Source organism: Bacillus sp. ILBB4, from assembly GCF_035064545.1.
Classification (GTDB): Bacteria; Bacillota; Bacilli; order Bacillales; family Bacillaceae_H; genus Priestia.
The window spans coordinates 1-13,872 of sequence record NZ_JAIQVD010000015.1; the positions used below are offsets into that span (position 1 = coordinate 1).

The 13,872-nt window shown below is 39.4% G+C and carries 12 protein-coding genes, 1 rRNA gene and 1 other annotated feature; all 13 genes read left to right on the plus strand.

The features are described 5' to 3' along the window. A 5S ribosomal RNA gene (rrf, locus tag LAV82_RS28735) occupies nt 1-76 on the plus strand; the annotation flags it as partial. Between the two features lie 235 nt (nt 77-311). Then, a complete protein-coding gene (locus tag LAV82_RS28740) occupies nt 312-773 on the plus strand; it encodes a CtsR family transcriptional regulator (protein WP_013054895.1) in 462 nt (153 codons plus the stop codon). A gap of 41 nt (nt 774-814) precedes the next feature. Continuing rightward, a complete protein-coding gene (mcsA, locus tag LAV82_RS28745) occupies nt 815-1,357 on the plus strand; it encodes a protein-arginine kinase activator protein McsA (protein WP_013054896.1) in 543 nt (180 codons plus the stop codon). A 3-nt stretch (nt 1,358-1,360) separates the two neighbouring features. Further along, nucleotides 1,361-2,434 (plus strand): protein-arginine kinase McsB, encoded by a 1,074-nt coding sequence (gene mcsB, locus LAV82_RS28750; protein ID WP_013054897.1) that lies wholly within the window; start codon nt 1,361-1,363, stop codon nt 2,432-2,434. Between the two features lie 20 nt (nt 2,435-2,454). After that, nucleotides 2,455-4,896 carry an ATP-dependent protease ATP-binding subunit ClpC gene (gene clpC, locus LAV82_RS28755; protein ID WP_014462041.1) on the plus strand — a complete coding sequence of 814 codons (2,442 nt, stop codon included), beginning with the start codon at nt 2,455-2,457 and terminating at the stop codon, nt 4,894-4,896. Nucleotides 4,897-5,019: 123 nt separating this feature from the next. Next, entirely contained in the window at nt 5,020-6,396 is a 1,377-nt protein-coding gene (radA, locus tag LAV82_RS28760) for a DNA repair protein RadA (protein WP_013054899.1), read from the plus strand. A 3-nt stretch (nt 6,397-6,399) separates the two neighbouring features. Then, nucleotides 6,400-7,479, plus strand: a complete 1,080-nt coding sequence (disA, locus tag LAV82_RS28765) for a DNA integrity scanning diadenylate cyclase DisA (protein ID WP_013054900.1) — start codon at nt 6,400-6,402, stop codon at nt 7,477-7,479. 147 nt (nt 7,480-7,626) lie between these two features. Beyond that, nucleotides 7,627-8,724, plus strand: a complete 1,098-nt coding sequence (locus LAV82_RS28770) for a PIN/TRAM domain-containing protein (protein ID WP_013054901.1) — start codon at nt 7,627-7,629, stop codon at nt 8,722-8,724. Between the two features lie 25 nt (nt 8,725-8,749). Continuing rightward, complete coding sequence (ispD, locus tag LAV82_RS28775) at nt 8,750-9,451, plus strand: 2-C-methyl-D-erythritol 4-phosphate cytidylyltransferase (RefSeq protein ID WP_029325232.1); 702 nt, start codon at nt 8,750-8,752, stop codon at nt 9,449-9,451. Further along, nucleotides 9,448-9,927 carry a 2-C-methyl-D-erythritol 2,4-cyclodiphosphate synthase gene (gene ispF, locus LAV82_RS28780; protein WP_499717466.1) on the plus strand — a complete coding sequence of 160 codons (480 nt, stop codon included), beginning with the start codon at nt 9,448-9,450 and terminating at the stop codon, nt 9,925-9,927. Before ispD ends, ispF begins: the two co-directional genes overlap by 4 nt. 105 nt (nt 9,928-10,032) lie before the next feature. Beyond that, entirely contained in the window at nt 10,033-11,490 is a 1,458-nt protein-coding gene (gltX, locus tag LAV82_RS28785) for a glutamate--tRNA ligase (protein ID WP_499717467.1), read from the plus strand. Nucleotides 11,491-11,529: 39 nt separating this feature from the next. Further along, nucleotides 11,530-11,753: a binding site (T-box leader), on the plus strand. Between the two features lie 69 nt (nt 11,754-11,822). After that, a complete protein-coding gene (gene cysE / locus LAV82_RS28790) occupies nt 11,823-12,482 on the plus strand; it encodes a serine O-acetyltransferase (RefSeq protein ID WP_014462037.1) in 660 nt (219 codons plus the stop codon). Further along, a complete protein-coding gene (cysS, locus tag LAV82_RS28795) occupies nt 12,472-13,869 on the plus strand; it encodes a cysteine--tRNA ligase (protein ID WP_499717468.1) in 1,398 nt (465 codons plus the stop codon). Before cysE ends, cysS begins: the two co-directional genes overlap by 11 nt. Nucleotides 13,870-13,872: the final 3 nt, after the last annotated feature.

Sequence of the window (13,872 nt, forward strand, 5' to 3'; positions counted from 1 at the left end):
CGAACACGGAAGTTAAGCTCTTTAGCGCCAATGGTAGTTGGGACTTTGTCCCTGTGAGAGTAGGACGTTGCCAGGCACCTGAAAAAGGACTAGCTATTTTAGCTAGTCCTTTTTTGTTTACAATTTATTTGTTTTATGAAAAAGTATAGTAAGAACAATAAAATTCACGATTTGCAGGTTTTGAAATAAATTTTAGTGGCAACGATAAAAGTAAAGAATAAACTTTAATAGTACATAGTTGAAAATTTTTTCGTTTCCTTTTATATTTAAATTAAGGTCAAATATAGTCAAAGTCAGAAGGAGGGGGCAGCGTGCCAAATATCTCTGACATTATCGAACAGTATTTAAAACAAGTACTTGAATTAAGTGAAAGAGAAATTGTTGAAATAAGGCGCAGTGAGATTGCCGATAAATTTCAATGCGTTCCGTCGCAAATTAATTACGTTATCAATACCCGTTTTACAGTTGAGAGAGGTTATCTTGTAGAAAGTAAGCGAGGCGGCGGCGGCTTTATTCGTATTGCAAAAGTAAAAATGCATGATGCAGCGGATTTGTTTCAGCAAGTAATTGAGATGATTCAAAATGAAATTTCACAAGTAAGTGCTGAAAACGTCATTATTAGGTTAGTTGAAGAAAAAGTCATCACAGAACGAGAAGCAAAAATCATGTTGAGTGTTATCAATCGTTCAGTTATTAATATTGAACTTCCTTATCGTGATGAGCTAAGGGCTAATCTTTTAAAAGCAATGCTTAATTCATTACGCTACCGATAAACTCATGATCTATTTTATTTAGAACAGGGAGTGATGACAGGATGATTTGTCAGCAATGTGAAACGAGACCTGCAACTCTTCACTTCACAAAAATTATTAATGGTGAAAAGACGGAGATGCATGTATGTGAACAATGCGCTTCAGAAAATGGAGATACATTTTCTTTTTCAAATCAGCAAGGTTTTTCAATCAATAACTTACTAGCTGGCCTACTTAACCTAGATCCAGCAGTAACTGAAAATTATAAGCAACAAAGTCAGGAGGTTCTTTCTTGTCCTACTTGTGGCATGACATATCAAAAATTTGCTAAAATCGGCAGGTTTGGATGTGCAGATTGCTACAAAACATTTGAGCGACCTCTTATTCCTTTCTTGAAGAGGTTGCATGGAGGTAATTATCTGCATCATGGAAAAATACCAGCAAGAATTGCAAGTAATCTTCATTTAAAAAAGGAATTACAGGCATTAAGATTGAACTTAAAAGAGTATATCGAAAAAGAGGAGTTTGAGAAAGCAGCCGAACTCCGAGATCACATTCGATTACTAGAAAAGAAGATGAACGAATCGAGAGAGGAGGAAGCGTAATTCATGTCCCAGGATTTGTTCTTTTCCCAGCCTGTTAGCTCTTGGATGCGTCAAGAAGCTTCGAATTCAGATATTGTTCTAAGCAGTCGAATCAGGCTGGCTCGAAATTTAACTCATTATCTTTTTCCAACTCTCTTTTCTAAAGAACAAGCAGTTGAAGTGGTTCGAGTATTCGAGCAAGTTTTTCAAAAAAGTGAGAACACCAATCAGTGGAATTTGCATTTACTAAAGATGAACGAATTACAGCCTCTTCAAAAGCAAGTGTTGGTTGAAAAGCATCTTATCAGTCCTAACTTGGCTGAAGGAGATAACAACGGAGCTTGTTTTTTATCAGAAAAAGAAGATTTGAGTATTATGGTTAATGAAGAAGATCATTTACGCATACAATGTTTATTTCCAGGCCTTCAATTATCTGAAGCTTTAAGCACAGCGAATAAAGTAGATAATTGGATTGAGAAATACGTAGATTATGCGTTTGATGAAAATAGAGGGTATTTAACCAGCTGTCCCACAAATGTGGGTACTGGGCTACGTGCATCTGTGATGATGCATCTGCCGGCTTTAGTGATGACCCGTCAAATTCATCGTATTATTCCCGCTATTAACCAGCTCGGCTTAGTGGTGAGAGGAATTTATGGAGAAGGTAGCGAAGCTTTAGGGAATATCTTTCAAATTTCTAATCAGATAACCTTAGGGAAATCTGAAGAAGATATTGTGGCAGATTTAAATAGTGTCGTACAGCAGTTAATTACACAAGAACACTCTGCACGAGACGCGCTGTTTAAAACATCTCATGTAGAGTTAGAAGATCGAGTGTATCGTTCATATGGAGTATTGGCCAATAGCCGTATTATTGAGTCAAAAGAAGCTTCACAATGTTTATCAGATGTTCGATTAGGAATCGATTTAGGGTATATAAAAGGACTGAGTCAAAATATATTGAATGAACTTATCATTATGACGCAGCCAGGCTTTTTACAGAAGTATTCGGGAGGTCCCCTAAAGCCTCAAGAACGTGACATTAAAAGAGCCACCTTAATTCGAGAACGTCTCACTATAAATAAAAACACAAATTAAACGTGGAGGGTGACGATTATATGATGTTTGGTAGATTTACAGAGCGCGCACAAAAAGTATTAGCTTTAGCACAGGAAGAAGCACTACGCCTAGGTCACAACAACATTGGAACAGAGCATATTTTATTAGGTATCGTTCGTGAAGGTGAAGGAATTGCAGCAAAAGCTCTTTCTGCTCTAGGCCTAAGCACTGAAAAAATTCAAAAAGAAGTGGAAGCATTAATTGGCAGAGGCCAAGAATTAACGCAGACCATTCATTATACACCTCGAGCGAAAAAAGTCATTGAACTTTCAATGGACGAAGCCCGAAAGCTTGGTCATTCTTATGTAGGAACAGAACATATCTTACTAGGCTTAATTCGCGAAGGTGAAGGCGTTGCAGCACGCGTTTTAAATAATTTAGGTGTCAGCCTAAATAAAGCTCGTCAGCAAGTGCTTCATTTATTAGGTAGCAATGAAGCTGCTTCAAGCCATCAAGGCGGAGGCTCTTCAAATGCCAATACACCTACGCTAGACAGCTTAGCACGCGATTTAACAGTTGTAGCGCGCGAAGGAAGCTTAGACCCTGTTATCGGACGTGGGAAAGAAATTCAGCGTGTTATTGAAGTGTTAAGCCGACGTACAAAAAACAATCCTGTATTAATTGGGGAGCCAGGTGTCGGTAAAACGGCAATTGCTGAAGGTTTGGCTCAGCAAATCGTCAACAATGAAGTTCCAGAAATTTTACGTGACAAACGCGTTATGACTTTGGATATGGGAACGGTCGTTGCTGGTACAAAATACCGCGGAGAATTTGAAGATCGCCTGAAGAAAGTAATGGATGAAATTCGTCAAGCAGGTAATATCATTCTCTTTATCGATGAGTTACACACATTAATTGGCGCTGGTGGCGCAGAAGGAGCTATCGATGCTTCTAATATTTTAAAACCGTCTCTTGCTCGTGGAGAACTTCAGTGTATCGGTGCCACCACTTTAGATGAATACAGAAAGTACATTGAAAAAGATGCAGCGTTAGAGCGTCGCTTCCAGCCAATTCAAGTGGATGAACCAACGTTGGAAGAGTCTATTCAAATCTTAAAAGGGCTTCGTGACCGTTATGAAGCGCATCACCGAGTATCTATTTCTGATGAGGCAATCGAGCAAGCGGTGAAACTATCAGATCGCTACATTTCCGATCGTTTCTTACCGGATAAAGCAATCGATTTAATTGATGAAGCTGGTTCAAAAGTGCGTTTACGTTCATTTACAACGCCGCCAAATTTAAAGGAATTAGAGCAAAAATTAGAATCAGTACGCAATGAAAAAGATGCGTCTGTTCAAAGTCAAGAATTTGAAAAAGCAGCATCTTTACGCGATACAGAGCAACGCCTACGCGAAGAATTAGAAGACACAAAGAAAATTTGGAAAGAGCAGCAAGGTAAAGAAAACTCAGCTGTAACCGTAGAAGATATTGCGATGGTGGTATCTAGCTGGACGGGTGTACCGGTCTCTAAACTGGCACAGGAAGAGACAGAAAGACTGCTGAACATGGAAGAGATTCTTCACTCTCGTGTAATTGGGCAAGAAGAAGCGGTAAAAGCAGTTGCAAAAGCTGTGCGCCGTGCTAGAGCAGGCTTGAAAGATCCAAAACGTCCAATTGGTTCATTCATTTTCTTAGGACCAACAGGGGTTGGTAAAACAGAGCTTGCACGTGCATTAGCGGAGTCAATCTTCGGCGATGAAGATGCAATGATTCGTATCGATATGTCTGAGTACATGGAGAAACATTCTACTTCACGCTTAGTAGGTTCACCTCCAGGGTATGTTGGATACGAAGAAGGCGGCCAGTTAACGGAAAAAGTAAGAAGAAAACCTTACTCAGTTGTTCTTTTAGACGAAATTGAAAAAGCGCATCCGGATGTATTTAACATTTTATTACAAGTGTTAGAAGATGGACGCTTAACAGATTCAAAAGGCCGTACAGTTGATTTCCGTAATACGATTTTAATTATGACATCAAACGTAGGTGCTGATACATTAAAACGAAGCAAGCACTTAGGGTTCACAGTAGAAGCAGAAGGGCAAGACTACAAAGATATGAAAGGAAAAGTAATGGCGGAAATGAAGCGCGCGTTCCGTCCGGAGTTCTTAAACCGTATCGATGAAATTATCGTCTTCCATTCATTAGAGAAACCTCACTTAGCTGAAATCGTTAAATTAATGGCGGATCAGTTAACAAAACGCTTAAAAGAGCAAGAAATTGATCTTGAATTAACAAAAGAGGCAATCGATAAGATTGCAGAGGAAGGTTTTGATCCAGAATACGGTGCTCGTCCACTTCGTAGAGCAATTCAAAAACATATTGAAGACCGTTTATCTGAAGAGCTGCTAAAAGGGGTTGTTCAAAAAGGTCAGAAAGTGACGCTAGATGTAGACAAAGGAGAATTTGTTGTTAAATCCTCCGCTCCAAGCAGCATCAGCTAAATTTACTCAAACCAAGACGAGGCATACGAAAAAACACGTATGCCTCCCTTTTTATTTTAGCTTAGGAAATAGTGTACAATAGAGATAGAAATCGATTGAATGAACGGAGAGATTGATAACATAATGGCGAAACGAAAAACAAAATTTGCATGTCAGCATTGCGGATATGAATCAGCAAAATGGATGGGGAAATGTCCCGGATGCGGAAGCTGGAATTCTATGGTAGAAGAAATGGAAGAAACGAAATCATCACGCCGAGGAGCTTTTTCCGGAGCTACTGCTTCTAAAGTTCAAAAACCTCAGTCAATTACAGCGATTGAATCTACAACAGAACCACGAATTTTTACACCTTCTGCAGAGTTAAATCGTGTATTAGGAGGAGGCATTGTCAGAGGGTCACTCGTTTTAATAGGGGGAGATCCGGGTATCGGAAAGTCTACCTTACTTTTGCAAACCTCTGCGCAGTTAGCAATGAAACAAAATAAAGTACTATATATTTCGGGAGAGGAATCAACCAAACAAACGAAGTTAAGAGCGGACAGGCTAGGTGTAAAAGCTGAAGAGCTTTATGTTCACGCAGAAACAAACTTAGAATTAATACTAGAGGCCATCTCAAGTATGCAGCCTGATTTTGTGGTGATTGATTCAATTCAAACCATTTACCATGCTGATGTGACATCAGCGCCAGGAAGCGTCTCACAGGTGCGAGAGTGTACGGCTGAACTAATGCGTGTTGCTAAAACGAATGGAATTGCCATCTTTATTGTGGGTCATGTAACGAAAGAAGGGGCCATTGCAGGTCCAAGACTTCTTGAACATATGGTGGATACGGTTCTTTATTTTGAAGGAGAGCGCCATCATACGTATCGTATATTAAGAGCGGTTAAGAACCGGTTTGGATCTACAAATGAAATGGGCATTTTTGAAATGAAAGAAAGTGGGCTAGAAGAAGTATTGAATCCATCTGAAATCTTTCTAGAAGAACGATCTCAGGGAGCAGCAGGATCGGTTGTTGTCGCTTCAATGGAAGGGACAAGACCCGTATTAGTAGAGCTGCAGGCGCTAATCAGTCCAACGAGCTTTGGAAACCCTAGAAGAATGGCGACGGGAGTAGATCATAATCGCGTTTCGCTTATCATGGCTGTCTTAGAAAAGCGTGTAGGAATGCTGCTGCAGAATCAAGATGCTTATTTAAAAGTAGCAGGTGGAGTGAAATTAGATGAACCAGCAATCGATTTAGCTGTAGCCGTTAGCATTGCTTCAAGCTTCAGAGATGCTGCTTCTAGCGCTACAGATGTTATTGTAGGAGAGGTAGGATTAACAGGTGAAGTACGCCGAGTGTCTAGAATTGAACAGCGCGTTCAAGAAGCGGTAAAATTAGGGTTCCAACGAATTATTATCCCGGAGAAAAATTTAGGAGGATGGAAAGTCCCAGATGGTATTGATGTGATTGGGGTATCAACAGTAGCGGAGGCTCTGCAATATACATTAGGAGGATAAGCAGTGGAAGGAGAAAAAACAACAGTTAGTCAAAAACAAATATCAGAAATTCTGCAGTTTGTAGCACCAGGAACCCCTATTCGTGACGGTATCGATAACGTCTTGCGGGCAAAGACGGGCGGCTTAATTGTTATGGGCTACAATGAACAAGTCAAAAAGATGGTAGATGGAGGATTTTCGATTAATTGTGCATTTACACCTGCGCATTTATACGAGTTAGCCAAAATGGATGGAGCGCTTATTTTAAACGACAGCGGAAGCAAGATATTATTTGCTAATGCTCAGCTCATGCCAGATCCCTCTACTCCTTCTTCACAGACAGGAATGCGTCACCGTACAGCAGAGCGCGTAGCTAAGCAGTCAGGTGTATTGGTGATAGCCATTTCACAAAGACGAAATGTGATTACGCTTTACAAAGGGTCTCTGCAGTATGTATTGAAAGACATTAGTGTTATTTTAGCAAAAGCGAATCAAGCGCTTGGGACACTTGAAAAGTACAAGGCGGTATTAGACGAATCGATTACAAGTCTCAGTGCATTAGAGTTTGAAGAGCAAGTAACTCATACAGATGTGCTGCAGTCGCTTCATCGTACAGAAATGGTTCTGCGTATTAAAAATGAAATTTTGAGCTATATTAGCGAATTAGGAACAGAAGGAAGACTAATCCGTCTCCAAATGAATGAACTACTTTCCCACTTAGAGGAAGAAGCAACTTTATTAATCAAAGATTATATGTATGATCTCAGCTTTGACCCTTACCGAGTAATTGAACGCATGCAGCAGCCGTCAAATAATGTTCTTCTCGATGACCAAACGCTCCTTCGCTTAATGGGATATCCTATGTATACAAGCTTTGAAGACAGCGTTATTCCTAGAGGGTATCGAATGCTTCATAAAATTCCAAGACTTCCATCGATTATTATTGAAAATCTCATTGATGAATTAGGGGATTTAAAAACGATAGCAGATGCGTCGGTAGAAGAATTGGATGAGGTAGAAGGCATCGGTGAAATTCGAGCAAGGAAAATCAGAGAAGGCCTAAAAAGACTAAAAGAGCAGCATCTTACAAACCGTCAGCTATAGGATATTAATTGACATTAAATGTTTGATTCATTAAGATATTGTGAAAATACAAAAAAAGTGACAGTTTGTTTACAAATTCTGTTTTTTGGTTAAATAACAGGTTTCAATCATTGTAAACTGTTTATAATGATAAAGGGAGGTGAAGGCGTGTTAAAACGTTTTGTACAGTTATTTTTTATTATTACAGGTGGTACATTGGGCGTCTTTTTTATACCTGAACTTATTCAATTATTAAATCTGCAAGATGTAGCATTTCTAGAAAAGCCTTACGTCGATGCAATACTGGGAGCGATTTTGTTTTTCCTTGTCACGTTTTGGATTGTTGATTATATAGTTGAATTAATTCGCCGAGTGGAAGAGGCGTTACTGAAGGCGCCTGTAACGGATGTGCTTTTCGGGAGCTTAGGATTGATTTTAGGGCTTATTGTGGCCTACTTGGTCGGAGCTTTTTTAGGTAGAATTCAACTTCAAGTAGTAAGTACCATTTTACCAATCTTTCTAAGTATTCTTTTAGGTTACTTAGGGTTTCAAGTCGGGTTTAAAAAACGTGATGAACTTGTAAGCGTGTTTTCGATGCCGGCTCGAATTGGGAAGAAAAAAGGACAAGAAGAAGAAACAGATAACGAAGAATCATTAAAGTCTCTTAAGATTTTAGATACAAGCGTTATTATTGACGGTCGTATCGCAGATATTTGTCAAACAGGATTTTTAGACGGAACGATTGTTATTCCGCGCTTTGTGCTTGAGGAACTTCAGCATATTGCTGATTCGTCGGATGTTCTAAAACGAAACAGAGGTAGACGAGGTCTAGATATTCTAAACCGTATTCAAAAAGAACTGGCAATGAAGGTAGAAATTTATGAAGGCGATTTCGAAGACATTCAAGAAGTAGACAGCAAGCTGGTTAAATTGGCAAAGCTGACTTCCGGTTTGGTCGTGACAAACGATTTTAATTTAAATAAAGTATGTGAACTTCAAAATGTTGGCGTTTTAAATATCAATGACTTAGCAAATGCCGTCAAGCCAATTGTACTTCCAGGAGAAGAAATGAACGTATTGGTTATAAAAGACGGTAAAGAGCACAATCAAGGTATTGCCTATCTTGATGACGGTACAATGATCGTGGTAGAAGAAGGAAGAAATTATATTGGAAAGCAAATTGATGTACTGGTGACGAGCGTACTCCAAACCTCAGCAGGCCGTATGATTTTTGCGAAACCCAAGTTATTAGAAAAAGCACTGTGACGTAACAGGTAAAGGGAGTATACCTATGAAGTATGAAATTATCGTGTTAGCTGCAGGTCAGGGGAAGCGAATGAAAGCGGGGCGGAACAAACAATTTTTAACTATTCAAAACGTTCCGCTTATCATTCATACGCTGCAAAAATTCGAACAAGATCCTTGGTGCAGTGGAATTGTACTAGTCGTAAACGAAAAAGAAGTGGAGATTTTTGAAGAGTTATTAATCGAATATCCAATTCAAAAGGTTCAATCATTGACAGTTGGGGGCGATGAACGTCAACATAGCGTTTATAACGGTCTTAAAAGTTTAAAGCAGGCTCAGATGGTATTAATTCATGATGGCGCTCGTCCATTTGTTCAACAAAACACAATCCATGAGTTAGTAGAAAAAGCTGCTAGTGATAAGGCTGCTGTGCTGGCTGTTCCAGTAAAAGACACAATTAAGCGTGTGGAACAGGGTACTGTCATTGAAACAGTTGAGCGCTCTAGCTTGTGGGCTATTCAAACGCCGCAGGCTTTTCTTTTTGATGTAGTAATGAATGCACACGAAAAAGCAAAAACAAATGAATACTTAGGTACCGATGATGCAAGCTTAGTAGAAAGAGCGGGGCAAAAAGTATCGATTGTAGAGGGAAATTACGATAATATAAAACTAACAACACCAGAAGATTTGTTATATGCAGAAGCTATATTAACAAAGCTAAACAGGACTGAAGGAGTGGAAAAATGAACATTCGAGTAGGACAAGGTTTCGACGTACATGAATTTGCAGAAGGAAGACCTTTAATCATCGGCGGTTTAGAAATTCCGTATGAAAAAGGACTATTAGGCCATTCAGATGCAGATGTGCTGTTGCATACAATCGCAGATGCCTTATTAGGAGCGGCGGCTAAAGGAGATATCGGAAAGCATTTTCCGGATACAGACCCTGAATTTAAAGATGCTGATTCAGCAAAGCTTCTTCAACACGTATGGAAACTACTAAAAGATGAAGGCTATGAATTAAGCAATGTAGATTGCACAATTATCGCGCAAAAACCTAAAATGGCTCCTTACATTGAACTAATGAGAGAGCGTATTGCGCAGCTGTTAGAAGCAAGCATTTCTCAAATTAACGTCAAGGCAACAACAACAGAAAAATTAGGTTTTACGGGACGTGAAGAAGGAATTGCCGCCCAAGCAGCCGTTTTAGTTTATCAAAAATAAAAACAGTTGACTTTGACAGATACCTATTTGGTGATAAAATTAGAACATGTCTAAAATATCTAAATACATACTATAAGTAATATTAAATTGGAGGTCATCTTAGTTATGTCAAGCGAAGTAAGAGTTCGTTATGCCCCGAGTCCAACTGGACATCTTCATATAGGGAATGCAAGAACAGCACTATTTAATTATTTATTTGCACGAAATCAAAACGGTAAATTTATTATCCGTATTGAAGATACAGATCAAAAGCGTAATATCGAAGGCGGAGAAGAAAGTCAGCTGCGCTATTTAAAATGGTTAGGTATTGAATGGGATGAGAGTATCGACGTAGGCGGCGAGTACGGTCCTTACCGCCAGTCTGAACGTACGGAAATCTATCAAAAATATACGGAAGAACTTCTTGAAAAAGGATTAGCTTATCACTGTTACTGTACGTCAGAAGAGCTTGAAAAAGAGCGTGAAGAACAGCAGGCAAACAGTCAAATGCCGCGCTATTCAGGGAAGTGCCGTAACTTAACAGCTGAACAGCGTGCTGAACTAGAAGCAGAAGGCCGTGAGCCAAGCATTCGCTTCCGTGTTCCTAGTAACAAAGAAATTAAATGGAATGATATTGTCAAAGATGAAGTATCATTTGAGTCTGAAGGCATTGGTGACTTCGTTATTGTGAAAAAAGACGGTACACCAACATATAATTACGCTGTAGCCATTGATGATTATCTAATGAAGATGACACATGTTCTACGCGGAGATGACCATATTTCTAATACACCGAAGCAAATTCTTGTGTATGAAGCTTTAGGCTGGACGCCTCCTGTATTTGGTCATATGACATTGATCGTAAATGAAAATCGCCGTAAGCTAAGTAAACGTGATGAGTCAATCATTCAGTTTATTGAGCAATATAAAGAATTAGGCTACTTGCCGGAAGCACTGTTTAATTTTATTACAATGCTTGGCTGGTCACCTGTGGGAGAAGAAGAAATCTTCTCTAAAGAACAGTTCATTGAAATTTTTGACCCAGCTCGTTTATCAAAATCTCCAGCACTATTTGATACAAGCAAATTACGTTGGATGAACAACCAATACATGAAACAATTGGATTTAGAAGAGGTAGTAGCTTTATCAGTTCCTCACTTAGTGAAAGCTGGAAAAGTTGAAGAAATGCGCGATGCAGAAACAGAACAATGGGTACGTGACCTAGTCGCTCTATACCAAGAACAAATGAGCTTTGGCGCCGAGATTGTTGAACTTACTGAAATGTTCTTTAAGAAAGAAATTGATTACAGTGAAGAAGCAAAAGCAGTGCTTGCTGAAGAGCAAGTACCGGAAGTGTTAAAAGCATTTGCTGAAGAGATTTCTTCCTTAGAAGAATTCAGCGCTGATGAAATTAAGGCAGCAACAAAGGCTGTACAAAAAGCAACAGGTCAAAAAGGTAAAAAACTATTTATGCCAATTCGTGTAGCAACAACAGGCGAAACACACGGTCCTGAGCTTCCAAAAGCTATTTCTCTTTTAGGGAAAGAAACAGTTTTAGCTCGTTTAGAAAGCATTTATAGTTAACAAATTTCTATTTTGCCCATATGATAAAATAATCAAATATGGATATCGTTGAGAAGGAAGAGTAGGCAAGTTCATTGCATATCAGAGAGGGTTATCACCGGCTGAAAGTAACCTATGACAAAACTTGTTGAAGTGCGCCTTTGAGTCTTTTGTTGAATGCTACTAAGTAAGTAGGCAAAAGCGGGTACTTTCACGTTATGAGAGAAGAGTTGGGATCGTTTGTTGATCCAAACAGAGTGGAACCGCGTATATACGTCTCTGTGTCATTTGACATAGGGGCGTTTTTTTATACAATCAATGAGTAGATAGAGGAATAGCGGAATTGGGGTGAGATGATGCTAAAGTTGTTAAAGGAAGACATTGAGGCCATATTTGAACAAGATCCTGCAGCAAGAAGTTATATTGAAGTGATATTAACCTATTCGGGGTTGCATGCTATTTGGGCACATAGATTAGCTCACGGGCTTTTTAAAAGAAAGTGGTTTTTTCTGGCACGTGTAATCTCACAAATTAGCCGATTCTTCACAGGGATTGAAATTCATCCGGGTGCGAAAATTGGCCGCCGATTTTTTATTGACCACGGAATGGGAATTGTTATTGGGGAAACGTGCGAAATTGGAGATAATGTAACAGTATATCAAGGAGTAACACTCGGAGGAACAGGGAAAGAAAAAGGAAAGCGTCACCCGACGATCGAAGACAATGTCTTAATTGCAACAGGTGCTAAAGTACTAGGGTCGATTACGATTCATGCGCACTCCAAAATTGGAGCGGGCTCAGTTGTGTTAAATGACGTCCCAGAAAACTCAACGGTTGTTGGTATCCCTGGCCGAGTCGTCATTCAAAATGGCGTCCGGATTCCAAAAGATTTGAATCATCAAGATTTACCAGATCCAGATGCAGAGCGTTTCAAACAGCTAGAGAAAGAAATTTTACACCTGCAAAATCAATTAAAGGAATTAAAAGAAGGGAAGATTCACCATGGCAATTAAGCTATATAACACGTTAACACGTCAAAAAGAGACGTTTGTACCGCTAGAAGAAAACAAAGTCAAAATGTACGTGTGCGGACCGACCGTGTATAACTATATTCATATTGGAAATGCGCGTCCTGCGATCGTATTTGATACGGTGCGCCGCTATTTAGAATTTAGAGGCTACGATGTAGAGTATGTCTCAAACTTCACAGATGTGGATGATAAATTAATTAAGGCAGCAAAAGAGTTAGGAGAAGATGTTCCAACGATCGCAAACCGCTTTATCGATGCCTACTTTGAAGATACGTCAGCTCTTGGATGCAAGCATGCCGATGTGCATCCACGCGTAACTGAAAATATGGATATCATTATTGAGTTCATCGATGAACTGGTGAAAAAAGGATATGCATATGAGTCAGAGGGTGATGTATACTATCGTACACGTAAGTTTGAAGGATACGGAAAATTATCACATCAGTCTATTGATGAATTGCAATCCGGTGCTCGTATCGAAGTTGGAGAAAAGAAAGAAGATCCATTAGACTTTACTCTTTGGAAAGCAACCAAAGATGGAGAGATCGCATGGGATAGCCCTTGGGGTCAAGGAAGACCAGGCTGGCATATCGAGTGCTCTGCGATGGCACGCAAGTATTTAGGTGATACAATTGATATCCACGCAGGCGGCCAGGATTTAGCTTTCCCTCATCACGAAAATGAAATTGCCCAATCAGAAGCGCTCACTGGGAAATCGTTTGCGAAATACTGGCTTCATAACGGATATATCAATATTGATAATGAAAAGATGTCTAAATCACTAGGGAACTTCGTGTTAGTTCATGACATTATTAAAAAGCATGATCCTTCCCTACTTCGATTCTTTATTTTATCTGTTCACTATCGTCACCCAATTAACTATAACGAAGAAATTTTAGAGAATACGCGCAAAGGGTTTGAGCGTCTGCAAACAGCTTACGGCAACTTAACTCACCGTCTAGAGGCAGCAACAAATCTTCAAGAAGATGCTTCAGAATGGTTCGAAAAGCTAAAAGAGCTTCGCAAAACGTTTGTTGAAGAGATGGATGATGATTTTAATACGGCAAATGCCATTTCTGTTCTGTTCGAGCTAGCAAAGCAAGCTAACTTGTATTTGTTAGAACAAACAACGTCTACAGATGTAATTGAAGCCTTTATTAAAGAGTTTAAAGAATTAGGTGCTGCAATAGGCATTACGTTTGGAGAAGCTGAACTTCTAGACGAAGAAATTGATCAATTGATCCAAGGTCGTATTCAGGCTCGTAAAGATCGTAATTTCCAATTAGCAGATCAAATTCGAGATGAATTAAAGGCTAAAAATATTATTTTAGAAGATACGGCGCAAGGAACAAGATGGAAAAGAGGATAATAG